Source organism: Delftia sp. PE138 (genome assembly GCF_018320755.1).
In the GTDB taxonomy this organism is placed as follows: Bacteria; Pseudomonadota; Gammaproteobacteria; order Burkholderiales; family Burkholderiaceae_C; genus Comamonas; species Comamonas tsuruhatensis.
In genome coordinates, this window is record NZ_JABEPN010000011.1 from 1 (window position 1) to 23,494 (window position 23,494).

A 23,494-nucleotide genomic window follows, 5' to 3' on the forward strand; every position below is an offset into this window, starting at 1 on the left:
GAGTTGCCCAGGCTGTCGACCTTCACGTTGCCCAACGAGCCCACGCTGATGTTGTCGCCAGAGTTCGCACCCACCTGGAACACGCCACCCGTGAAGCTGCCTTCCAGCAGCTTCTGGCCATTGAACGTGGTGGTCTTGGCCACACGGTCCACTTCATCACGCAGTTGAGACAGCTCCGACTGCAGCGCCTCACGGTCGCTCTTGCTGTTCGTCGCGTTGGACGACTGCACCGCCAGCTCGCGCATGCGCTGCAGCATGTCGCCGACCTTGCCCAGCGCGCCTTCAGCCGTCTGTGCCAGCGAGATGCCATCGTTGGCATTGCGCGAGGCCACGGCCAAGCCGCGCACCTGGGTGCTCATGCGCTCGGAGATGGCCAGGCCGGCTGCATCGTCCTTGGCGCTGTTGACACGCAGGCCCGAAGACAGGCGCTGCATGGAGGTAGCCAGCGAACTGCCAGACAGACCCAGGTTGCGTTGTGCGTTGATGGACACAACATTGGTGTTAATGGTCATAGCCATAGTGGTATTCCCCTTCTTCAAATGCTCGTTTCTTTGGCATCCGGCCGGCCGATCTTTTCTGCATCCGCCTTCCCGGCACCCGTTTCCAGGCAGTTCCGGCTACCCGTTCTTGCAAGAAGAACGCCGCTATGGCCAAGCCTCGCATGCGTTCTTCAAGTTCCGGACCCGGACGGCAGCGAGCCACCGCCGTCCAGGCCTTGTTCTTACTTCAGCAGGCTCAGCACTTGCTGAGGCAGCTGGTTGGCCTGGGCCACCATGGCCGTGCCAGCCTGCTGCAGGATCTGCGTGCGGCTCAGGTTCGCCGTTTCCTTGGCGAAGTCGGCGTCCACGATGCGGCCGCGTGCCGCAGAGATGTTCTCGTTCATGGAGTCGATGTTCTCGATCGACTTCTCGAAGCGGGTCTGGATGGCACCCAGGTCGGCGCGTGCGGAGTTGACCTTGTCCAGCGCGTTGTCGATGCGCTGCATGGCTTCCCAAGCACCGGCTTGCGTGGAGATGTCCACCTTGTCGATGCCCTTGCCNACTTGCTGAGGCAGCTGGTTGGCCTGGGCCACCATGGCCGTGCCAGCCTGCTGCAGGATCTGCGTGCGGCTCAGGTTCGCCGTTTCCTTGGCGAAGTCGGCGTCCACGATGCGGCCGCGTGCCGCAGAGATGTTCTCGTTCATGGAGTCGATGTTCTCGATCGACTTCTCGAAGCGGGTCTGGATGGCACCCAGGTCGGCGCGTGCGGAGTTGACCTTGTCCAGCGCGTTGTCGATGCGCTGCATGGCTTCCCAAGCACCGGCTTGCGTGGAGATGTCCACCTTGTCGATGCCCTTGCCTTCAGCGGCGGTCGTTGCCGTAATCGCGCCCACCGTGGCGCCAGTGATGGTGACAGCCACGCCGGAGGCATCGCCAGCGGCATCCGCTTCGGCACGGAATTGAATGGTGTTGCCGTCATCGCTGAGGAAGGCCGTCACGCCGGTGTCGGCCGTCTTGGCATTGATGGCGGCGATCACCTTGCCCACGGTTTCTTTGTCCGTGGAGTTGGCATCGGTGGCCACCGCGGTGAAGGTACTGCTGCCAAGCTTTCCGGTCACGGTGACCGAGACATCGGCTGCAGTCGCTGAAATGCCAGCGATGGCAGCCGTGCCGGAGGCGTATGAGGAATTCCCCAGGTCGGCCACCTTCATGTTGGCCAGCGCGCCCACCGTGATGTTGTCGCCCGCATTCGCACCCACCTGGAACACGCCCCCGGAGAAGCTGCCCTCCAGCAGTTTCTGGCCATTGAACGTGGTGGTCTTGGCCACACGGTCCACTTCGTCACGCAGCTGCACCAGCTCGGACTGCAGCGCTTCACGATCGCTCTTGCTGTTGGTGGCGTTGGAGGCCTGAACAGACAGCTCGCGCATGCGCTGCAGCATGTCGCCCACCTTGCCCAGTGCGCCTTCGGCCGTCTGCGCCAGAGAAATCCCGTCATTGGCATTGCGCGAGGCCACCGCCAGACCACGCACCTGAGTGCTCATACGCTCGGAGATGGCCAGGCCGGCTGCATCGTCCTTGGCGCTGTTGACTCGCAGGCCCGAGGACAGGCGCTGCATGGACGTGGCCAGCGAGCTGCCGGACAGGCCCAGGTTGCGCTGCGCGTTGATCGAGACGACGTTGGTGTTGATGGTCATTGCCATGATCGGGTCCTTTGGAACTGACGGTAAGGATGAAGAATTTGCTTGGTTTGCCGGGGCTTGCGGCCGTGTCTATGTGCACTGCTGCCAGCTTTGTCGCCTGCAGGCCTGCCCCGTACAAAGCTGTTATCGGGCCGCGTCAGGAGTTCTTTAGGGCTTTTGTGGGCCTTGCTTGTGTTGGCAAGGGCAGGCATGGGCCGAACGGGGCTTCGGCACACGCCGGAAGCCCGGGAATAAGGGGCAAAACGCACGCTTATCTGCGATATGAGCGAAGGCCCCTCATTGAAAAATAGCCCATCGCTAGCGTTGCCTGTCGCTCATCCGTGCTCATGGTTTCTGTAGCGATGCGATGCAACCTGCCTTTTCTGAAGGAAAAACAGCAATGGCCGCCACTATCAATACGAATCTTGCTTCGATCAACGCACAGCGCAACCTGGCCCTCTCGGGCAGTTCGCTGAATACCACCATGCAGCGCCTGTCTTCGGGCCTGCGTGTCAACAGCGCCAAGGACGATGCAGCCGGCCTGGCCATCTCGGAGCGCATGAATACGCAGGTACGAGGCCTGACCGTGGCCGCACGCAATGCCAACGACGGCATCTCGCTGGCGCAGACGGCCGAAGGCGCACTGGGCAAGGTGGGCGACATGCTGCAGCGCATGCGTGAATTGGCTGTGCAAGCCTCGAACGCCACCAACAGCAAAAGCGACCGTGAGGCATTGCAGGCTGAAGTCAGCCAGCTGTCCGCGGAAATCGACCGAGTGGCCAAGCAGACAAACTTCAACGGTCGAAAAATTCTGGACGGTAGCTTTGCCGGTGCGGTATTCCAGGTCGGGGCCAACTCTGGCGACAACGTGACACTGGGCGCCTTGGCAGACACACGCTCTTCCCAACTGTCGTCGGTGTCGTTCGCCTCCTCTTCTGCTGCGGCAGTCAGTACCACCAACACCACGGCCAACACCACGCTTTCGGACTATGACGACGCGATTGCCGCTGGCACTCTATCCGTCACCGTAGGCACGACACCCAACGCCACCGTGGTGCCGCTGGAGCAAATCGACTCTGCCAGCAACCGCCAGGAACGCCTGGGCCAGATCGTGACGGCCATCAACAACAAGTCTGCCGACACTGGCGTCACGGCCTATCTGACCAAGATAGATGGCACCGAAAACTACAAAGTGGAAATCATGTCCGGCAAGCTCGACGCCAATGGTCAACCCGTGGCAGTGGAGTTTGGGGGCTTTACTACGGAGCTGACGGGCGCGTCTACGGTCGACCTCAGCATCGCCGGCGGTACGGCTACCTCTTCCATCCTCGATGACAAGGGCATTGAAGACATCGACGTGACGACACAGGCAGGCGCCTGGGTCGCGCTCAAAAAGATCGACAGCGCTGTAGATCAGGTCAATAGCGCACGCGCCACCCTTGGCGCCATGCAGACGCGGTTTGAAAACGCGGTCAACAACATCGACATCCAGGTGGAAAACCTGTCTGCCGCCCGGGGCCGCATTGTGGATGCCGACTTTGCCAAGGAAACGGCGAACCTGAGCCGTACGCAGATCCTGCAGCAGGCGGGTACGGCCATGGTGGCGCAGGCCAACCAGCTGCCCCAGAACGTTCTGAAGCTTCTGCAGGGCTGATCTCAAGCAAGGGGCGGATCCGTAGTGCCAGCCTTACGGACCGCCGCAAACAGTCCAGCCGTCGCCAAAATGCGGTCATGACCTCACGGCCCATGCGCCTGGGCTTACCCACACCATGGACGCCGCACAAAGAAAACCCTGCTATCTGGTCACGGCCATCGGCTCGCTCTCAGCCGCTGCGGTGATCGCGTCGCTTCGCGACATTCCCGGATGCTCGATCGTGGGCACGAACGCCAGCCCAGCCGCGTGGATTCATGCCGCTTGTCTAGTGGATGCATTCCATCAGGTGCCGCCTGCCTCGCTGCGTGAAGCCTTCCTCGCTGCCTTGCTCCTCATATGCCGCGAGCATACCGTCACGCATATCCTCCCCCTGACCGATCCTGAAGTTGACGTCTTGTCGGACCTCGAGACGGTACTGGCCGCCGAGGGCGTCACCCTATGCATCGCCCCACCCCATGCCATCAAGGCCTGCCGGGACAAGTGGCTGGCATACCAGCAGTGCGTGCAGGCGGGTGATATTCCAGTGATTCCCACTTGGCTGCCTATGGATGCGGGAACAGATGCATTGCCTTTCCCGCTGATTGCAAAGCCACGCCTGGGCAGAAGCAGCGAAGGTCTCGTGCGGCTGGACGATGTCCGCGACCTTGAGCACTTTCGAACCAAATACCAAGGCCAGCCCTACATCATTCAGCCACTTCTGGCGGGTAGGGTCTGCGTGGTGGATATCGTTCGCCAACGCTCGACAGGCAAGTGGGCCGCCGCCAGCCGAGTCGAGTTGCTGCGCACGTCAAACGGCGCAGGCACCACGGTGCAGATGATGCCAGCCCCTCACTTGTGCGCGCTCGCCCAAAGAGTCGCAGAGCGCCTGGACACCAACGGCTGCATCAACATTGAATTTCTCTGGCCGGACGCATCCGGCAAAGAAAAAGAGCCTTCCGGGGATTCCTCGCTGCTCATGGATATCAATCCCCGATTCTCCGCCGGTGTCGGCTTCAGCAGAATGTTTGGCTATGACATGGTCAAAAACCATCTAGCCTGCTTTTCCTCCGACGCCCAGACTCTGGAGGAATTCCATCCACCGCTGGACTCTCCGATCATCACCCGGCACTACACAGCCACCATAAGCCGCTGAATCTCTCCTCTATGCAGCTGAAGAACCTTGACGAAACATCCACAGCATCTGCCTGGGATTCCAAGTGGTCCACGATTTTCGACCATTATCAAAAAGATCTCCGGCATGCACACTATATGCGTGCGTTGATGCACTCGGACGAGCGAAAAATCTTGGAAATGGCGGCAGGCAGCTTCCGTGACATGGCGGCGCTCCGGCGCGCCGGCCTGGACTGCCATGGAATGGATTTTTCTGGAGAATCCATCGAACGCGCCAAGGCCAATTTTCCGGAGTTTAAAGAGAAAATACACCAGATGAGTGCATTTGGGATGCCGTTTGATAACCAATTCTTTGATGTCAGTTATCACAATGGATTCTGGGTGCTTTTTTCTGATGAGAACATCAGGAAACTTGCCCAAGAACAAGCACGCGTCACGGGGAAACGCATGTTTGCGACTGTTCACAATGCACACAACCGGCAATTCGTGGATTATTTCGACAGATTGAAAAAAGACGATCCACTTTATGATGTGCGATTCTTTCATGTGGAAGACCTCACTGCATTGATGAGCGAGGTGTGTGATGATGTGCAGGTTATTCCGGTAGGCAAAGGCAAGCGCCGCCATGAGGATTGGCTGATCAAGATGGGCATTACCCACCCCCTTCTCCTTCGGAGTTACTTGAAGATTTCCGGAATGCAATACCTGAACAGCAGCGAACGTCTGCTTTGTGTAGGCACACCCAGGCACGCTGCCTAAATCACACGGTTTACGTCCAATTCTTGCCAGGTCTTGATGGCCTTTGCATATAGCCAGCAGCCAACCATCCATGAATCGCATGAACCCATCCCACCCTAGCCCCTCTGCAGCACCGTCCAACACAACGTATGCCGCAGGAGCAATGCACCAATATTACCGCGACACGCTGAGCCAAGATTTCAGCTTCCCGGCCATAGGAGGCATATCCAAGGACGTTATCATGCATCTGGTCCAGACCGGCTCATGTGATGTCACCCGCTTGCTGGATCATTTACTGAGCACTCCCTCAGGCTTGGGGGAAAATCAGGACAAGGCGCTGAAAATGCTGCTGGTGCTGATCTGCCAAGCCAATATGGCTCTGGACAAAAACAACAACGGCATACAGCAAAAGTTCCCACCATCCTACGCCAAGGCGCTATGGGAAGGACTGATGAAGGTCCTCACCCTGGACCCGAACGACCACTACCTCACCATTGCCGCCCAACTGCTGTTTCGCGTCGGCGACATCCAAACCGTGCTAGACATCGCACGCCAGCGCCCCATCATCGCTGAAAAGCACCGCACTTTCCAGAAGATCCTTGCCATGATCCACATGATGGACAAGGACTATGAAAAGGCATTACCCTACTTGGCGGATCTCATAGAGAACAAGCTTGAATCTCAAAACTCCCTGGTCACCCTGATGGCTATGAGTTGCATGTACAAGCTGGGAGGTCTGCCCGAAACACCCATGGACTTTTCCACGCTCGCAGCCGAAGAAGAGGCTGCACAAGCGTCGTCCACAGCAATCGACTGGTTTATAGAACCTGAACCCAGTCGTCAGGCAAAGCCCGTGGTCCTGATCGCCTGCGACGAACGCTATTTCTTCGATCATGCTTTGGCACTCATCTATTCACTGCAGGAAACCAATTCCGTAGAAATGGATGTCCACCTCCATCTCTACAATCCCAATCCCAGTGTTCTCTGGAAATTGCAGCAGCTGAATCAAGCACTTCCAGAACTGCATATCACAGCTACCCAGGAACGTATTCGCACGGATGCGACCAAGATACGTGTGGATTTTGCAAGCCGCAGGTTTGTTGCGGCAAACCAGGTGCTCCAACGACTGAATGCACCACTGATCGTGGTGGATGCAGATGGGCTTTTCCGAAAATCCTGGACGACCTGGCTTGGCAACGTTGATTTGACAGCAGACATCATATATGGCAGCAGCAATGCCGTTCCATTCTGGGAGGAGGTCCCTGCGGGTTTTGTATACCTGAAAAATAGCACTGCGGCCAGCAGCTATATCAGAGAGGTCGCGCGATTCATCGAAAACAACTTGAAAAAAAGCAACCATGTATGGTTTCTGGACCAGATGGCCTTGTCCGCGTGCATGGATCAAGTTTCAGGGGATGCCGCACAAATCTGGGCGCCCCCGGCCTCCACACTGGTGGACATCAACCATACTGCCGACTCTCTGTACTGGGCAGTCACGACAATGAAGTCCGGGGCCAGCCGGTACGATGAATACAAAAAATATCTTCTGGAAAAATATGAGGGCATATACCTTGGGAAACTGGAAGACATCTTCCATTATCTAAGCAAGAGCAAGGAAACAGTTAGGTTCGTACAGGTGGGCGCAATGGACGGCGTCAGCTACGACCCCATCCACAAATATGTGAAGAATTTTGGCTGGCAAGGTATTCTTATCGAGCCGCTTCCAGACATGATGCAGAGCCTCAAGTCCAGCTATCGTGATTGCAAAGGCCTGATTTTCGAAAATATTGCAATATCCGATAAAAAGGAGACCAAGACGCTTTACCGCGTAGAGCCAGAAGTCATCAAGAAACATCAGCTCCCGGACTGGCTTAAAGGCATGTCAACCTTTGTCGACGGCAAGCTTGACAACTACAGACAATATGTAAAAAAACAGCCTGTCCAGTGTTATCCACTGATGAGTGTTCTGGAGAAACATCGGCTTCCGTGCATTGACGTACTGCAGATCGACACTGAAGGGTTCGACTACAAGGTCTTCAAGCAATTGGATTTCAGCAAGTACCGTCCATCCGCAATAAATATCGAGGTTGTCAACCTCGAAGCGGAGGAATTCGATTTACTTCAATCGGAGCTGCTCAATCAGGGATACGTCTTTTACCGCTATGAAATGGACATGATCGCGGTGCACACAAGCCTGTACAAACAGGCGCAAACGGAAGCCTGAACCATGAGATGCAGGCAAGGCATCAGCCTGCATCCAAAAGAATACGGCAGAACGAGCGGGGGCCAGTTTGGCCCTCGTCTGCCCACTTGAGACACCCTAGAGCGTATGCACTTCCACGTGCCCGAGAAAGCCGCAAAAGGGTCCGGAACGAGGCGTAGCACGCATGTCGCGCGGTATCACATGACTCGACCAGGCTGCGCCAGAGAGACAGATGCCAGGCTCTGAACTCCCTGAGTTGCATGGCTTAGGGATGCTGGCGTAAAAACACTGCCAACCACCTCCTCGACCCTCGCAAATTGTTCTTGCGTCATGCCCAGAAAAAAAGGCAGGCCTATCAGGGTCTGAGAAATAGCCAAGGCATTTGGCGAAGGCAATGTATGGCAGCGCTGCTGCAACGCCGGCATATGCTGCAGCAAGGGTTGATACCAGCGACGCGTGGTTATACGGGCCTCCAGACAGAGGCGCTCGAGTTGAGTGCGCATAGCTTCTTGCGGGAGACGCACGCAAAGCGAAGTGGGTGCGAGCAAGGGTCCACCTGATCCCTGGGTCTGCCAACGTAGTTGGCCTCCACTGGCCATATCCAGCGCGGCCATGATGTCCGTCATCAGCGCCCGCCTTGAGGCTGCCTGCCCACTCCACGTCTGTAGCGAAGCCAAACCTATGGCTGCATGGTATTCACTCATCTTTGCGTTGGAGCCGCAAAGGGTCAGCGCCCCAATAGGCACGTTGGAACCCGCATCAAGATTGATGCCGAAATTAGAAAGCTGGCGCACACGTTTGGCCAAGCCTGGCTTGGTGGAGACGATCAAGCCACCCTCGCCGGCGGGCAGGCTCTTGGTGGTGTGCAGGCTGAACACCAAGGTGCCCTGTGCTCCGTTCAATTGCTGGCTGCCGAAAGCTGCGGCCGCATCGACGACCACAGGCAGCCCAGTCGTCTGTTCGAAATACTGCCATTCAGCCATGTCATGCGGCATGCCGAAGGCCGCCACCGGGAGCACTGCGTCCACATGTGTCTGCGCGCAGGCTTGCCGGGCCAGGCTGGGAGTAAGCATCCAGCTGTCTGCGTCCACGTCAGACAGCACGGGCACATGGCCCGCACGTAACACAGCCGTGGCTGTGGCGACGAAGGTAAAGGCCGGCAGCAGCACCCGCGACCCCGGCGGCAGATCAAGTGCCTGCAGCACCAGTTCAAGGCCCAGCGTGGCATTGGCCACCGTGGTCGCCTGGGCCGTTGTAACTCCCAAGTGACCGGCCAACTCGAACTCCAAGGCCTGCACCAAGGGACCGAAATTGGAGTATTGCCGTGCCGCATGCATGCGCTCCAGCCACGGCAGCATCATTTGCGGGCTGGGAAGCTCAGGACGCAGAAGGGGCACCCAATCGTTCAAGCCGGTAGCGGACATGGTCGTCACTCCTTTTCGATTTCCTGCACCAGGGCGTCAAGATCGACGTCCACGCTCAAGGAATTGCGGTCTCCACGCAGCCAGTTAAGCCACATGAGGCGGAACGCCTTTTCCAGATCAGCCGTCCGCGAGGCATAGTCCATGTAGCCGCAGCCGCGCATCTGTTCACGAATGGTCTTGCGCATCGCCTGCAGGCGCTGCGGGTCATCCATGAGAGCCAGCGCCGCCTGAACATAAGCTTCGTTGTCCTTGACAATCTCGCCCCCTGCACCGACTACCTGCAATGTCCTTGCACCAGAAGCATCGACACCTCGCTGGGCATCTATGGTGACGATGGGCAGCCCCATCCACAACGCATGCAAGGCCGTGGTTCCTGCGGAAATGGGGGCGGTGTCCAGCATGATGTCGGCAATATGTCCCAGCTCCATGAATTGGTTCAACGGCTGCTGGTGAAGCACAGACACCCTCTCCAGCGGCATTCCTGCCGCCTCCACGCGAGGCTGCATGCCGGCCTGAGCTGCGTTGGCGTCAGACTCCTTGACCATGATGATCAGACGAGCGTCCTGGCGCATCTCGAGAATGCGCGCCCAAACGGCCAGTATCTCGTCTGTGATCTTTGCAGAATTGTTCAGCGAGATCAGCGTGGGATAGCCGTTGCGCAGCATCGGTGGCAGCTCGCATAGGGGGGCATAGGCAGGAGGTGCGTAGCTGGACGAGTAGCGCAGCTGGAACAGTTTCTCCGCATAGAAAGAGGATTGGCTCGCTGGGACCATGTCCGGAGAAACCAGCCGGTAGTCCATGGCCTTCATGCCCAGCGTCTGCAGGTATCCCAGCCATGTCACCTGCACCGGCGCCGCGCGTCGGGCGAAGACACCAAGGCGATGTCCATGGGTGTAGCCAGACAGATCCACCAGCACATCAATACCGTCGGCGCAGATCCGTTTGTGCAATGCCTCGTCCGACAGCTCCATCACATCCTCCCAATGGGGCACCAAGGCACGCAGCTGCGGCGTGAAATGGTCCCAAGGGCCGTTGTAGTAGACGTGAATGTCGAAACTCTCGTGGTCGTGATTGCGCAGCACGGGCAGCATGAAAAATGCCACCGAATGCTCACGGAAGTCGGCGGTCACATAACCGATCTTCAGCTTCTTGCGAGGGCTACGGTCACGCAGCGGCAAAGGCCGGGCCTGCCGCGTAAGTGGGTCGGCAAAGCGTCGACCCCAGTCGCGAGCTACTTCCAGAGCCTTCATGGGATCCCGTCCGGTATGGGAGTGCAAGTAAGCCCGCATCATCCACTGCGGGCTCGTGCTGCTAGTTTTGACCACCTTGTCGATCAATTCGCAAGCCTCTTGCTGGCGACCCAGGCTGAAAAGAGCCAGGGCCAACAGCATCTTGGCTTGGTCTTCCTGGGGGTTCAGTTGTACGGCAGTCTCCAGCGCACCGATGGCAGGCTTCCAGTGGCCCATTCGCGTATAGGCAAGCCCTATGAACAGCCAGAGTTTGGAATTGCCCATATCTCTTGCCACACGCTGCATCAAGGCCGTCAGTGCCTGCACAAACTGATGGTCGTGGATCAGTTGGTGGATCTGAGGGAGATCGAGAAGCTCGTCCGACGCTTGCTCAGGTTTCTCGCTGGAAAGAATGGAGGACATAGATAGCTGGGAAAGGAGGTTTCAGAGCCTGAGATCTACAGTTGGCCAGTCCAACCGGGCCGGCCGGCATCTCTTAGCGGCACGGCCATTGGAGCATGGGGCCCCATAAATCAAGCCTGCGAATAAGCGGCCACGACACCCGCAATTCCCACCCTAGAACGAACGCGTCAGACGTGTCCGTGACAAGCCTGCCCGCCGTCGCAGCCAGGCTTTTCCGCAAACTCCCCCTACATCCCCTCATCAAGCTGCCGATCTAACAAACAATCACCCGGCTTTTCTTCCCAACGACGCCACCGCGCGCGCTCACAATCCACTCCCATGCTTGTCATCATCGGATACATCGTCGCCTTCGGTTGCATCTTCGGCACCTATGTGCTGCACGGGGGCAACGTCCAGGTCATTCTCAAGGCACTGCCTTTTGAAATGATCACCATTGGCGGCGGCGCCATCGGCGCCTTCATCGTGTGCAACCAGCCCAAGGTGCTCAAGGCCACGGCCAAGGCCATCCCTGGCGTGATGAAGAGTTCGCGCTACACCAAGGCCCGCTTCATGGAGCTGATGGCCCTGCTGTACGAGATTCTGCAAAAGGCCCGCAAGGAAGGCCTGATGTCCATCGAAGGCGATGTGGAGGCACCCAACGAGTCGCCCATCTTCACCAAGTACCCCGAGCTGCTGGCGGACCACCATGTGGTGGAGTTCCTGACCGACTATCTGCGCATGATGGTGTCGGGCAATCTCAATTCCCACGAGATCGAGTCGCTGATGGACAGCGAGATCGAGGCCCACCACGCCGAGGCCCATGCCCCCGTCAACGCACTGACCCGCCTGGCCGGCGCCCTGCCCGCCTTCGGGATCATTGCGGCCGTTCTGGGCGTGGTGAACACCATGGGCTCGGTGGGCCAGCCTCCTTCGGTGCTGGGCGGCATGATCGCCTCGGCCCTGGTCGGTACCTTCCTGGGCATCTTGCTGGCCTATGCGCTGGTGGAGCCCATGGCCGGCCTGGTGGAGCAGCGCGCCCAGGACGCCGCCAAGGAACTGGAGTGCATCAAGACCACCTTGCTGGCCAGCATGCAGGGCTACAACCCCGCCACCGCCATCGAGTTCGGCCGCAAGGTGCTGTTCTCTACCGAACGCCCCGGTTTCCTGGAGCTGGAAACCCACGTCAAGGGCAAGAAGTAATCCTGCACCCAGCAGCGTCAAGCCATGGCAGAGAAAAAGTTACAGCCGATCATCATCAAGCGCGTCAAGAAGACTGCGCATGCGCCCCACGGCGGCGCCTGGAAGATCGCCTATGCCGACTTCGTGACCGCGATGATGGCCTTCTTCCTGCTGATGTGGCTGCTGGGCTCCACGGCCAAGGGCGAGCTGCAGGGCATCGCGGCGTATTTTTCCTCGCCGCTGAAGGTGGCGATGGCCGGCGGCGACGGTGCAGGCAACAGCTCCAGCGTGATTCCCGGCGGCGGCAACGACCTGGCCAAGGTGCACGGCCAGGTACGGCGCTCCGAGGCGGCCGACAGCTCCAACCGGCGCACCAGCGTCGATTCGGGCCGCGCCGATCAGGCCCAGGTAGACTCCAACCGCATCAAGGCGCTCAAGGCCAAGGTGGACGCGATGATCACCAGCAATGCGCGCCTGAACGAATTCCGTTCTCAGATCCGCACCGACGTGACGCCCGACGGCCTGCAGATCCAGATCGTGGACGAGCAAAACCGCCCCATGTTCGACAGCGGCAGCGCCCTGGTCAAACCGTATATGCGCGACATCCTGCGCGAGGTGGGCGCGGCGCTGGCAGGCGCGGAAAACCGCATCAGCCTGTCCGGTCACACCGACGCGGCCCCTTACGGCAATGCCGACCGCGGCTACAGCAACTGGGAGCTGTCAGCCGACCGCGCCAACGCCTCGCGCCGCGAGCTGGTGGCCGCCGGCATGCCTCTGAACCAGCTGGCACGCATCACGGGCCTGGCCAGCAGCGACCTGCTGCTGCCCGACGATCCGCGCGCGCCCCAGAACCGGCGCATCACCATCACCGTGCTCACGCAGGAGGCCGAAAAGCGCCTGCTGGGCCACCGTGGGCCCGTGACGCGCAACGCCTTGCCGCCGTCATTGGCCGGCGGCAGCGGCGGCACCGCGAATGCAGCCACAGCCGAAGCCACGGCCGGCGAGACCGCCGCGCAGCCCGCTGCCGCCGCGCCCGCAGCCGCGCCTTCGGCGCCCGCGTCACCTGATCGTGTAACAAATTAAGGTTTGAGCCCGATGCTGCCGAAAAGCAGGAAAATTCCCACATTGCGCCAAGAAGGTTTCATATTGTTACCATCGCGGCGGATTCTTACCAGTACCGAGCACCTACCGACCGAAAGGGCCTCACGTGGCTAATGCCCTGCGTTTTTTGATCGTTGACGACTTCTCCACCATGCGGCGCATCGTGCGCAATCTGCTCAAGGAGAGCGGCTTTCCCGAAGCCGATGAAGCCGAAGACGGCGTCGTGGCACTGCACAAGCTGCGCAACAGCAAGTTCGATTTCGTGGTGACGGACATCAACATGCCGAACATGAACGGCTTCCAGCTGCTCACCGAAATCAAGCAGGACGACAAACTCAAGCACCTTCCCGTGCTGATGGTGACGGCCGAGGCCCGCAAGGAGGACATCGTGGCAGCGGCCCAGGGCGGTGCGGCAGGCTACATCGTCAAGCCCTTCACCAAGGCCACGCTGGAAGAGAAAGTCAACCTGATCCTCAAAAAGCTGGGCCTGTAGGGCGCGCGCCATGAGCAACCCGGATGTCCCCGACAGCGTCCACTACAAGGTAGGCGTTCTCACACGCCAGCTGCATGACTCGCTCAACGAGCTGGGCTATGCGGACCGATTGCGCGGCAGCATGGGAGAGCTGCCGGATGCGCAAAGCCGCCTTTCCTACATTGCGCGGCTGACCGGAGAGGCCGCCGAGAAGGTCCTCAACCGTGTCGAGCTGGCCAAGAGCCAGCAGGACCGGCTGGCCGAGCGCGTGCGCGCCATGCGCGCGCAGCTGGTCGAGGATCCCGTGGCGGCCGTGGCCAAGGGCCGGGTGATGAACTTCCTCGAAGAGGTCGAGCAGGACACGCAGCAGGCCGATGAGCACCTCACCGAGATCATGATGTCCCAGGACTTCCACGATCTCACGGGCCAGGTCATCGCCCGCGTGGTGTCGCTGGCCGCCGACCTGGAGGACCAGCTGGTGCAGCTGCTCATCCAGACCTCGCCCAACCCGCAGCAGACGGCGCTGGAGCCGCTGGAAAAGCCCAAGGAGCACCTGGCCGGCCCCGTGGTCGATCCCGAGAAGACACCCGATGTGGTGACTTCACAGTCCCAGGTGGACGATCTGCTGGCCAGCCTGGGGTTCTGACACACCCCGAGGCGCCATGCGCCTTTGCATTGGCATTTGCACGGCAACCCTTCCCGCTGCGGGGCAAGGGTTTGCCGGCATGCCGCTGCCTGCCGCACCACACCCCAGACAGCGCATAAGCGCCGCTTGAGCCCTGCTTATCGGGGCTTCGCCCATCCGGCTTGTTCCGACAATGACGCAAATCCTTCCGTCATTGCGCCATGGACTCCAGCCAAGACAAAAACCTGCCAGCCACCGAACGCAAACTGCAGAAAACGCGTTCTGACGGCCAGGGTGCGCGCTCCCGGGACCTGTCCCACCTGGCCATCCTGGGCACGGGCGCGCTGATGATGCTGATGGGCGCCGAGCCCCTGATCCAGCACCTGCGCATGGCGCTGGCCCAGCAACTGGCGTTCGACGCGCACACGGCCAAGACCCCGGCCCTGATGATGGAGCGCATGCTGTCCATGGGCAGCCTGGGCCTGAAGATTTCCCTGGGCGTTGCCGCCGTGACCACGGCCGCGGCCGTGCTGTCGGGCATGCTGGCCGGCGGCTGGATCCTGAGCCTCAAGCCCATACAGCCGCAGTTCAACCGCCTCAACCCGCTGTCGGGCCTGACCAATCTGTTTTCCAAGCAGCAGATGGTGACCGTGGCCAAGATGGTGGCGATGACGGCCATCCTCTCCTTCGTGGCCTGGAAGTTCCTGAGCAGCCACATCGCCGAGATCGCCGCCATCTCCTCCCAGCCTTCGGCCATGGCGCTGACCATGACCGGGCAGTGGCTGGCCAGCGGCGTGGCCCTGCTGCTGCTGGTGGTGTTCCTGATGGCCGTGATCGACGTGCCGCTGCAGGCCTACCTGTTCAAGTCGCGCCTGAAGATGAGCCACGAGGAAGTCAAGCAGGAGCACAAGGAGTCCGACGGCAACCCGCAGATCAAGAGCAAGATCCGCCAGAAGCAGCGCGAGATCGCCGACCGTGCCAGCGTCAACGCCGTGCCGCGCGCCGACTTCGTGGTCACCAACCCCACGCACTATGCCGTGGCGCTGCGCTACGACGAAAAGACCATGGCCGCCCCGCAGGTCATCTCCAAGGGCACGGACCTGGTGGCGCTGAAGATCCGCGAGGTCGCGGGCGCCCACAAGATACCGGTGCTCGAATCCCCGATGCTGGCGCGCGCCCTGTACGCGCACGCCGACCTGGACCAGGCCATTCCCGCCGCGCTGTACACGGCCGTGGCCCAGGTCCTGGCCTATGTCTACCGCCTGAAGGCCGCGCTGCGCGGCGAAGGCCCCATGCCTGGCGATCTCGGCGAACCCGCCGTGCCCGCCGAACTCGATCCGCACCAGGGCCGCCGCGCGCCCGCCGCCGCGACCACTGAAGGTACTGCTCCATGACGACGAATCCGCTCCAATCCCTGCAATCGATGTGGTCGGGCGAGAACACCAGGTTCGCCCAGGGCCTGATGGCGCCGCTGCTGGTGGTGGCCATCCTGGCGCTGATGGTGCTGCCGATTCCGCCGTGGCTGCTGGACACGTTCTTCACGCTGAACATCGCCGTGGCGCTGATGGTGATGATGGTGGCGGCCTACATGATCCGGCCGCTGGACTTTGCGGCCTTCCCCTCGGTGCTGCTGCTGACCACGCTGATGCGCCTGTCGCTGAACGTGGCCTCCACCCGCGTGGTGCTGCTGGAAGGCCACACCGGCCCCGGAGCGGCCGGTGCGGTGATCGAGGCCTTCGGCCACTTCCTGATCGGCGGCAACTTCGCGGTCGGCCTGATCGTGTTCGCCATCCTGGTGGTGATCAACTTCGTGGTGATCACCAAGGGTGCCGAGCGTATCGCCGAAGTCTCGGCCCGCTTCACCCTGGACGCCATGCCCGGCAAGCAGATGGCCGTGGATGCCGACCTGAACGCCGGCCTGATCGACGAAAAGGAAGCCAAGCGCCGCCGCGCCGAGGTGCAGGAGGAAGCCAACTTCTTCGGCTCCATGGACGGCGCCAGCAAGTTCGTGCGCGGCGACGCGGTCGCCGGCATCCTGATCCTGGTGATCAACATCATCGGCGGCTTCGCCATCGGCATGATCCAGCACGGCCTGTCGGCCGGCCAGGCCGCCGACAGCTACATCCTGCTGGCCGTGGGCGATGCGCTGGTCGCACAGATCCCCGGCCTGCTGATCTCGGTGGCCGCGGCCATGGTGATCTCGCGCGTGGGCAAGGAAACCGACATGGGCCAGCAGATCGCGCAGCAGCTGTTCATGTCGCCCAAGGTGCTGGGCATCACGGCCGGCGTGCTGGGCCTGCTGGGTGTCATTCCGGGCATGCCCCACGTCGTGTTCCTGAGCACGGGCGCACTGCTGGGCTGGCTGGCCTGGATGCTCTCGCGCCGCCAGCAGGAACGCGCCGCCCAGCAAACCCAGGCCCCCGCCCCCGTGGCCGCGCCCAGCGACGGCGAAGCCACCTGGGACGACCTGCAGCCCGTGGACCTGCTGGGCCTGGAGCTGGGCTACCGCCTGATCACCCTGGTGGACAAGGGCCGCCAGGGCGACCTGCTGACCCGCATCAAGGGCGTGCGCCGCAAGTTCGCACAGGAAGTGGGCTTTCTGCCCCCGGCCGTGCATGTGCGCGACAACCTGGAGCTCAAGCCCAGCGCCTACCGCATCACCCTGCGCGGCGTGATGGTGGGCGAGGGCGAGGCCTTCCCCGGCATGTTCCTGGCCATCAATCCGGGCGGCATCAGCACCCCGCTGATCGGCACCCAGACCACCGACCCGGCCTTCGGCCTGCCCGCCCACTGGATCGACGAACGCCAGAAGGAAGCGGCACAAATGGCAGGCTTTACCGTGGTTGATTCGGAAACCGTGATGGCCACCCATTTGTCACACTTGATGCAAGTGCATGCCGCCAAGCTGATCAGCCGTACCGAGACGCAGCAGTTGGTGGAGCATGTGGCCAAGCTGGCTCCCAAGTTGATCGAAGAAGTCATTCCGAAAATGGTGTCCATCACGACGTTCCAGAAAGTGCTCCAGCTGCTGCTGGAGGACTCGGTGCACGTCCGCGACATCCGCACCATCATCGAGACGCTGGCCGAGCACTCCTCGACCACCCAGGACCCCGTCGAGCTGGCCCGCCGCGTGCGCATTGCGCTGTCGCCTTCCATCGTCCAGCAGATCTACGGCCCGACCCGCGAGCTGAACGTCATCGCCATCGAGCCCGGACTCGAGCGCCTGCTGGTGCAGGCCCTGTCCAACCCCGGCGCCCCCTCACTGGATCCCGGCGTGGCCGAGATCCTCACCCAGAAGGCGGCCGACATGGCCAACCAGCAAGAAGAGCTGGGCCTGCCTGCCTGCCTGCTGGTCCCCGATTCCATCCGCAACTCCATTGCCCGCCTGGTGCGCCGCGTGGCGCCGCGTCTGCAGGTTCTCGCCCACAGCGAGATCCCCGAGACGCACACCATCCGCATCGGCTCGATTCTTAAAGGTGCATCCGCATGAACATCAAACGCTTCTACGCCCCTACCTCCCGCGAGGCCCTGGCCAAGGCGCGCATGGCTTTCGGAGCGGGCACCCTGATCCTGTCCAACCGCAGCACGCCCGACGGCGTCGAGGTCATGGCCACGGCCGAGGACACGCTGGAGCACAGCAAGGCCGCCGCCAGCAGCACGCCGCTGCAGCAGGCCATCGAGCGCCGCTCGGCCGAGGAGACCACGGGCCTGCGTCCCCAGCTGCAGGCCCAGCTGATCCAGGCACATACCCAGCCGCGCACGGCACAGCAGCCTTCGCCGGCGCCCTCACAGGCGGCTTCGCTGGCAGCCTCGCTGTCGGCAGATGGTGCCGAGCCTGCCGGCCTGCGCCAGAGCGTGCAGGAAGACACCGAGCAACTGGCCATGAGCACCCTGTCCTTCCAGGACTACGTGCGCGAACGCATGCTGCGCCGCCGCCACGAGGCCGGCGTCGACGAGCCCCTGCCCAGCTTTGCCCAGCGCCGCAGCCTGGGCGACGCCCTGCGCGAAGCGCCGGCCGCCTCGCCCATGGCCGCACAGCAGCCGTTCAAGGCACAGCCCGCGCCTTCCGTGGCCCGCCACAATCCGCTGCGCGCCAGCGCCGAGGCGCCGCTGCGCGAGCCCCTGCGCAGCGAACCCGCTCCAGCCATGGCCTCCCAGGCGCTGCGCGATGAGCTGCAGTCCGTGCGCGACCTGATCGAAGAGCGCTTCAACACCCTGACCTGGCTGGGCCAGACGCGCCAGAACCCCATCCACGCCAATCTCACGCACAAGCTGATCCGCGCGGGCTACTCCCCCGTGCTGGCCCGCGCCCTGGTCGAGCACATGCCCCAGGACCTGTCCGCCGGCGACGCCGTGCGCTGGCTGATGCAGGTGCTGGAACGCAATCTGCGCACCGACGCCGGCCAGGAGCCGCTGTACGAGCAAGGCGGCGTCTTCGCCCTGGTGGGCTCCACCGGCGTGGGCAAGACCACGACCACGGCCAAGCTGGCGGCCCTGTGCGCGGCCAAGTACGGCGCCTCCAGCGTCGGCCTGATCACCCTGGACACCTACCGCGTCGGCGCCCACGACCAGCTGCGCTCCTACGGCCGCATGCTGGGCATGGTCGCCCACCTGGCCCATGACCGCGCCGCGCTGCAGGACCTGCTGGGCCTGCTGGCCAACAAGCAGCTGGTGCTGATCGACACCACGGGCGTGGCCCCGCGCGATCCGCGCAAGGACGAAATCCTGGACCTGCTGGACCTGCCCGGCGTGCAAAAGCTGCTGGCCGTGAACGCGGCCGGCCAGGGCGATGCGCTGGACGATGTGATGCAGGCCTTCAAGGCACGCGGCTCCAGCCAGGCCATCCTCACCAAGGTGGACGAGGCCGTGAAGCTGGGCCCCTCGGTGGACACGCTGATCCGCCACCAGATGCAGCTGCGCGGCGTGACCAACGGCCAGCGCGTGCCCGAAGACTGGGAGCGCGCCGATGCGCAGCAGCTGGTCTCCGCCTCCATGCGCGCCTCCACCCGCTCGGCCTTCGATCCCAAGGCGCTGGACCTGGACTTCTTCTTCACCCCGTCCAGCCCCAGCACCATGGACAGCGAGGTCAGCCATGCTTGAGACCTTCCCCCAACTGCACCAGGGCCTGGGCCTGCACGGCCAGCCCGGCGCCGCAGCACCGTCCAGCCTGCGTGTGCTGGCCATGCTGCGCGACACGGCGGCCGACCCTGAAGGTCAGTCCGAGCAATCCCTGCTGTGGCCGGTCTGCGCCAGCCTGCAGCGCCTGGGCATGCCCGTCCTTGTGCTCGATGCCAGCCAGGGCGAGGCGGCCGACGCGCCTGGCCTGGCCCAGCTGCTGCAGCAAAGCGCCTGGCAGGCCCGTACCGGCCTGCACCCCGACCCCCGCCACAGCTCGGTGGCCGTGCTGCCTGCCCGCCAGGGCCTGGAGCTGCTGCCCCTGCAGGCACGACAAGCCGGCATGACGCCCATGCAATGGCTGCAGCGCCATGTGCGCGGCTATGCCATCGTCATGCTGTATGCCGATGCCGACACGCTGGCCCGCAATCTGCCCGGCCAGGCCGTGCACCCGCTGATGGTGCTGCCCGAACACGGTCCCCGCGTGCTGGGCTGCTACCGCCAACTCAAGCAGCTGGCCGTGCATGCCGGCCTGCGCTGCCTGCTGGCGCCGCTGCTGCCCGGCGCTGACCCCGTGGATGTGACCAGCTACGATTGGCGCCGCGGACAGACCGGTGCCCGCAGCCAGGCCGAGGATGCGCAACGGCGCCAGTCACAGATCGACGCGCTGCTGCGCTGCGCACAGCGCCATCTGGGCCACGCGCCCGGGCTGCTGCCCGTACGCCTGCACCATGCACCGGACCTGCAGCGCCTGGCGCTGCAGTTGCTCAACCATGCGGGCAGCGTATTGCCGCATGGCGGCCAGGACCTGGCCGCCGGCTACGCACCGCTGCCTGCATCCCATGCCTGGAGCCACTGACTGCCATGTACACCGCCAAAGGCCAACTCGACCGCGATGCACTGATCCGTCGGCACGTACCCCTGGTACGCCGGATCGCGCTGCACATGATCGCCAAGCTGCCTCCCAATGTGGAGCTTGATGATCTGATACAGGTCGGAATGATCGGCCTGGCCGAAGCCCTGTCCCGCTTCGAGAGCGAGCAGGGCGTGCAATTCGAGACCTTCGCCAGCCAGCGCATCCGCGGCGCCATGCTCGATGAACTGCGCGAGGGCGACTGGATGAGCCGCAGCTCGCGCAAGAGCCAGAAGGACATAGAGCACGCGCTGCACCGCCTGGAGCAGCGCCTGGGACGCACCCCGCTGGAGTCCGAGATCGCCGACGAGCTGGGCATGGACCTGGACGACTACCAGTCGCTGCTGGGCAAGGTGCGCGGCACGCAGCTGGTGTACCTGGAAGACATGTCAGGCGGCGACGAGGGCGAGGACTTCCTCGAACGCCACGTGGCCGACAGCGGCGCCGACCCCTTTGCGCTGCTGCGCGACCACCGCCTGCGCGTGGCCCTGGTCGAAGCCATCAAGGCCCTGCCCGAGCGCGAGCAGTACATCATGGGCATGTACTACGAGCACGACATGAACCTCAAGGAAATCGCCGCCGTGCTGGGCGTGACCGAATCGCGTGTGTGCCAACTGCACAGCCAGGCGATTGCGCGCCTGCGTACGAAGATGCGGGCGCATTGACTGGGGGCACCCCCTGAGGCGCTGACGCGCCTTCCCCCTCTCTACCCGCTTCGCGGGGGAGGGGGACGACACCCTCGCGGCGGGGCGGCCCTTGCTCGGTGTCCCTCGCTTTGGGCCTCGTCGGTTTTTTGCGCTGCTGGTCTGATCTATGTTTGCGGGTCGATACAGTCTTCCCCGCCTTCCGCCCCCTCCCCCTCTCCTCTCTCCCATTCCCTTTTCTATGCGCTGCCGCGCATGGCCTGGACTTCGCGTTCGAAGATGCGCCAGAAGGCGGGTTCCTGCGTGGTGGCGAAGTTGATGCGCATGCAGGTGCTGGGCTGGCGGCCGGCGTGGAACATGGAGCCGGGGGCGATGAAGTAGCCGGCGTCCAGCAGGCGCTGGGCCAGGGTTTCGGTGTCCACGCCGGTGTCCACCCAGCCGAACATGCCGGCCGGCTCGGCCGCGAAGCGGGCTCCGGCCTGCTGGGCCAGTGCCACGCTGCGCATGCGGGCCTGGGCCAGGTGCTGGCGCAGGCGCTCGGCATGGCGGCGCAGCTGGCCCTGGTCCATGCAGTGGGCCAGGGCGCGTTCCGTCAGTGCGGGGGTGGTCAGCGTGGACAGCAGCTTGGTGTCCACCAGGCGCTCCACCAGCGCAGGCGGCGGCGCCAGATAGCCCACGCGCCAGTTGGGCGCCAGCAGCTTGGCGAAGCCGCTCACGTAGATGCTGTGGCCCAGGCGGTCCAGCACGGTCATGCGTGCGGCGTGGTCGGGCGCGATCTCGCCATAGGTATCGTCCTCCACCACGTAGAAGCCGAATCGCCGCGCCAGCTGCAGCACCTCGTGGGCGCTGGCCGGCGACAGGCTGTAGCCGGTGGGGTTGTGCAGCACGCTCACGCTGACGTAGAGCTTGGGCGCGCAGCTTTCGCAGTACCGCTGCATCACGGCCAGGTCCGGCCCGTCGGGGCCGCGCGGCACGGGCAGCACGCGCATGCCCAGCGATGCCAGGCGCGCGAACTCCACGGCCCAGCCGGGCTCCTCCACCATCACCGGATCGCCCGGCTGCAGCAGGGCCCGGCTGACCACGTCCAGCCCATGCGTTGCGCCCATGGTGGTGATGATGTGCTGCGGCGCCGCCGCAATGCCCAGGCGCGCCAGGCGCCGCGACAGCGCCTCGCGCAGGCTGATGTCGCCCAGCGGGTCGCCATAGCCCACGCAGGAGTCGTGCAGGGATTTTCCCGAACAGGCCTTGCGCATGGCAGCGGCCAGAAAGCCTGCCTCCAGCCATTGGGCCGGCAGCACGCCCGCGCCGGGCTGGGGCCTGCCGCCCACGCTCTGGTGGAACATGCCGCGCACCAGCATGGAGGCATTGATGCGCGTGCCCTTGGGCGCGCCGGTGGCCTCGTCCGCAGGCGCGGCGCGGGCCTGTTCGGACTGCAGCAGCGGTGCGTCCTGCACGAAATCGCGCACGAAAAAGCCGCTTTGCGGCCGCGCCTCGACCAGGCCCTGGGCCTGCAGCAGGTCATAGGCGGCCACCACCGTGTGCGTGCTCACGCCCTGCTGGCGCGCGCATTCGCGCACCGAGGGCAGGCGTGCGCCCGCCGGCAGCAGGCGCATGCGGATGCGCTCTCCCAGGCGTTCGGCCAGCTGGGTACTCAGGGTCTGCGGCGCCAGCCGCGAAAGGGGAACGGGCATGATGGGGTCACCAAAACGTCACTGTATCGGGATGGGCGCCGATACAGAACATGCAATTGAGGGTTCAACTGTATTGGTACTGTACAGGTCTTGCACCTATATTGCAGGCATTCGTGCTGCGGAGCAGGCCTGCCGTGCCCTCCTCCCCAACAGCCCCTTGCCGCCTGTATGGAGACCTCCGGGGCCACCGCCTCATGCCACCGTCCGAACTCACCGCCTTGCTGCTGCTCGCCGCTTCCATGAGCTTCAGCCCCGGCCCCAACACCACGCTGTCCACGGCCCTGGCCGCCAACCACGGCCTGCGCCCGGCGCTGCGCTTCGTCCTGGCCGTGCCCGTGGGCTGGTGCTTGCTGCTGGTGCTGAGCACCGCCGGCGTGGGCGCGGCGATCGTGGCGGCACCGCTGCTGCTGTGGCTGGTCAAGGCCGCCGGCATCGGCTACCTGCTGTGGATGGCCTGGCGCCTGAGCCGCAGCGCACAGATGGCGTCACTGCAATCTCAGCAGCAGCTGCAGGTGGGTTTCTGGCAGGGCGTGGGATTGCAATTCGTGAACATCAAGGCCTGGCTGCTGGCCCTGGCCATCGTGGCCGGCTGGCTGGCGGGGCACGACGACCTGAGCGAGCGCCTGTCCGTGGTGCTGCCCGTCATGGCCGCCTATGCCTTCTCCAGCAATCTGCTGTATGCCTGCGTGGGCGCACTGCTGCGCCACTGGCTGGCCCAGGGACGCAGGCTGCTGTGGTTCAACCGTGCCATGGCGGCCATGCTGGCGCTGACGGCGATGTGGATGGTGGCCGCATGAGGGTCTGCCATCCACACCCAGGCAAAGGCCGTACTG

19 protein-coding genes are annotated in these 23,494 nt (G+C 63.0%); 14 read left to right on the forward strand and 5 right to left on the reverse strand.

From position 1 onward, the window contains the following. Both HFGMBDPB_RS26515 and HFGMBDPB_RS26520 read right to left on the reverse strand, forming a co-directional pair. Nucleotides 1-518: flagellin N-terminal helical domain-containing protein (locus tag HFGMBDPB_RS26515; protein WP_442874103.1), on the reverse strand; the 518-nt coding region annotated here is incomplete at its 3' end. Nucleotides 519-721: 203 nt separating this feature from the next. After that, nucleotides 722-2,182 carry a flagellin gene (locus tag HFGMBDPB_RS26520; protein WP_212646607.1) on the reverse strand — a complete coding sequence of 487 codons (1,461 nt, stop codon included), beginning with the start codon at nucleotides 2,180-2,182 and terminating at the stop codon, nucleotides 722-724. 379 nt (nucleotides 2,183-2,561) lie between these two features. Between HFGMBDPB_RS26520 and HFGMBDPB_RS26525 the strand changes: the two genes are divergently transcribed. From HFGMBDPB_RS26525 to HFGMBDPB_RS26540, 4 genes are all read left to right on the forward strand, one after another. Beyond that, nucleotides 2,562-3,815, forward strand: coding sequence for a flagellin (locus HFGMBDPB_RS26525; protein WP_047219434.1), 1,254 nt, complete (start codon nucleotides 2,562-2,564; stop codon nucleotides 3,813-3,815). Nucleotides 3,816-3,930: 115 nt separating this feature from the next. After that, nucleotides 3,931-4,947, forward strand: coding sequence for an ATP-grasp domain-containing protein (locus HFGMBDPB_RS26530; protein WP_047219435.1), 1,017 nt, complete (start codon nucleotides 3,931-3,933; stop codon nucleotides 4,945-4,947). 11 nt (nucleotides 4,948-4,958) lie between these two features. After that, nucleotides 4,959-5,684, forward strand: coding sequence for a class I SAM-dependent methyltransferase (locus HFGMBDPB_RS26535; RefSeq protein ID WP_212646608.1), 726 nt, complete (start codon nucleotides 4,959-4,961; stop codon nucleotides 5,682-5,684). 79 nt (nucleotides 5,685-5,763) lie between these two features. Continuing rightward, on the forward strand, nucleotides 5,764-7,887 hold the full coding sequence (locus tag HFGMBDPB_RS26540) for an FkbM family methyltransferase (RefSeq protein WP_212646609.1): 2,124 nt from the start codon (nucleotides 5,764-5,766) through the stop codon (nucleotides 7,885-7,887). Nucleotides 7,888-8,063: 176 nt separating this feature from the next. Here the strand turns inward: HFGMBDPB_RS26540 and HFGMBDPB_RS26545 are convergent, their stop codons facing one another. Then, nucleotides 8,064-9,290 carry a DegT/DnrJ/EryC1/StrS family aminotransferase gene (locus tag HFGMBDPB_RS26545; RefSeq protein ID WP_082138153.1) on the reverse strand — a complete coding sequence of 409 codons (1,227 nt, stop codon included), beginning with the start codon at nucleotides 9,288-9,290 and terminating at the stop codon, nucleotides 8,064-8,066. A gap of 5 nt (nucleotides 9,291-9,295) precedes the next feature. After that, nucleotides 9,296-10,942 (reverse strand): O-linked N-acetylglucosamine transferase, SPINDLY family protein, encoded by a 1,647-nt coding sequence (locus HFGMBDPB_RS26550; RefSeq protein WP_212646610.1) that lies wholly within the window; start codon nucleotides 10,940-10,942, stop codon nucleotides 9,296-9,298. Nucleotides 10,943-11,260: 318 nt separating this feature from the next. Between HFGMBDPB_RS26550 and motA the strand changes: the two genes are divergently transcribed. The 9 genes from motA (at nucleotide 11,261) to HFGMBDPB_RS26595 (ending at nucleotide 20,991) form a co-directional block, all read left to right on the forward strand. After that, a complete protein-coding gene (motA, locus tag HFGMBDPB_RS26555) occupies nucleotides 11,261-12,121 on the forward strand; it encodes a flagellar motor stator protein MotA (protein WP_016449292.1) in 861 nt (286 codons plus the stop codon). Nucleotides 12,122-12,145: 24 nt separating this feature from the next. Continuing rightward, entirely contained in the window at nucleotides 12,146-13,183 is a 1,038-nt protein-coding gene (gene motB / locus HFGMBDPB_RS26560) for a flagellar motor protein MotB (protein ID WP_212646611.1), read from the forward strand. A gap of 124 nt (nucleotides 13,184-13,307) precedes the next feature. Then, the gene (gene cheY, locus HFGMBDPB_RS26565; RefSeq protein ID WP_012202534.1) at nucleotides 13,308-13,694 is read left to right on the forward strand and encodes a chemotaxis response regulator CheY; all 387 of its coding nucleotides are present in this window, start codon (nucleotides 13,308-13,310) and stop codon (nucleotides 13,692-13,694) included. Between the two features lie 10 nt (nucleotides 13,695-13,704). Then, nucleotides 13,705-14,319 (forward strand): protein phosphatase CheZ, encoded by a 615-nt coding sequence (locus HFGMBDPB_RS26570; RefSeq protein WP_016449290.1) that lies wholly within the window; start codon nucleotides 13,705-13,707, stop codon nucleotides 14,317-14,319. A gap of 200 nt (nucleotides 14,320-14,519) precedes the next feature. After that, on the forward strand, nucleotides 14,520-15,692 hold the full coding sequence (locus HFGMBDPB_RS26575; RefSeq protein WP_016449289.1) for an EscU/YscU/HrcU family type III secretion system export apparatus switch protein: 1,173 nt from the start codon (nucleotides 14,520-14,522) through the stop codon (nucleotides 15,690-15,692). Then, nucleotides 15,689-17,788 (forward strand): flagellar biosynthesis protein FlhA, encoded by a 2,100-nt coding sequence (flhA, locus tag HFGMBDPB_RS26580; RefSeq protein WP_016454350.1) that lies wholly within the window; start codon nucleotides 15,689-15,691, stop codon nucleotides 17,786-17,788. The genes HFGMBDPB_RS26575 and flhA overlap by 4 nt, the downstream gene beginning before the upstream one ends. Continuing rightward, entirely contained in the window at nucleotides 17,785-19,398 is a 1,614-nt protein-coding gene (gene flhF, locus HFGMBDPB_RS26585; protein WP_212646612.1) for a flagellar biosynthesis GTPase FlhF, read from the forward strand. The genes flhA and flhF overlap by 4 nt, the downstream gene beginning before the upstream one ends. Next, nucleotides 19,391-20,272: a hypothetical protein gene (locus HFGMBDPB_RS26590; protein ID WP_016449286.1), complete on the forward strand. Its 882-nt coding sequence runs from the start codon at nucleotides 19,391-19,393 to the stop codon at nucleotides 20,270-20,272. Before flhF ends, HFGMBDPB_RS26590 begins: the two co-directional genes overlap by 8 nt. A 5-nt stretch (nucleotides 20,273-20,277) precedes the next feature. Beyond that, complete coding sequence (locus tag HFGMBDPB_RS26595) at nucleotides 20,278-20,991, forward strand: RNA polymerase sigma factor FliA (protein WP_012202528.1); 714 nt, start codon at nucleotides 20,278-20,280, stop codon at nucleotides 20,989-20,991. 218 nt (nucleotides 20,992-21,209) lie between these two features. Here the strand turns inward: HFGMBDPB_RS26595 and HFGMBDPB_RS26600 are convergent, their stop codons facing one another. Further along, nucleotides 21,210-22,661 carry an aminotransferase-like domain-containing protein gene (locus HFGMBDPB_RS26600; protein ID WP_016449285.1) on the reverse strand — a complete coding sequence of 484 codons (1,452 nt, stop codon included), beginning with the start codon at nucleotides 22,659-22,661 and terminating at the stop codon, nucleotides 21,210-21,212. A gap of 194 nt (nucleotides 22,662-22,855) precedes the next feature. Between HFGMBDPB_RS26600 and HFGMBDPB_RS26605 the strand changes: the two genes are divergently transcribed. Beyond that, nucleotides 22,856-23,458 carry a LysE family translocator gene (locus HFGMBDPB_RS26605; RefSeq protein ID WP_016449284.1) on the forward strand — a complete coding sequence of 201 codons (603 nt, stop codon included), beginning with the start codon at nucleotides 22,856-22,858 and terminating at the stop codon, nucleotides 23,456-23,458. The last annotated feature ends 36 nt before the right edge of the window (nucleotides 23,459-23,494 follow it).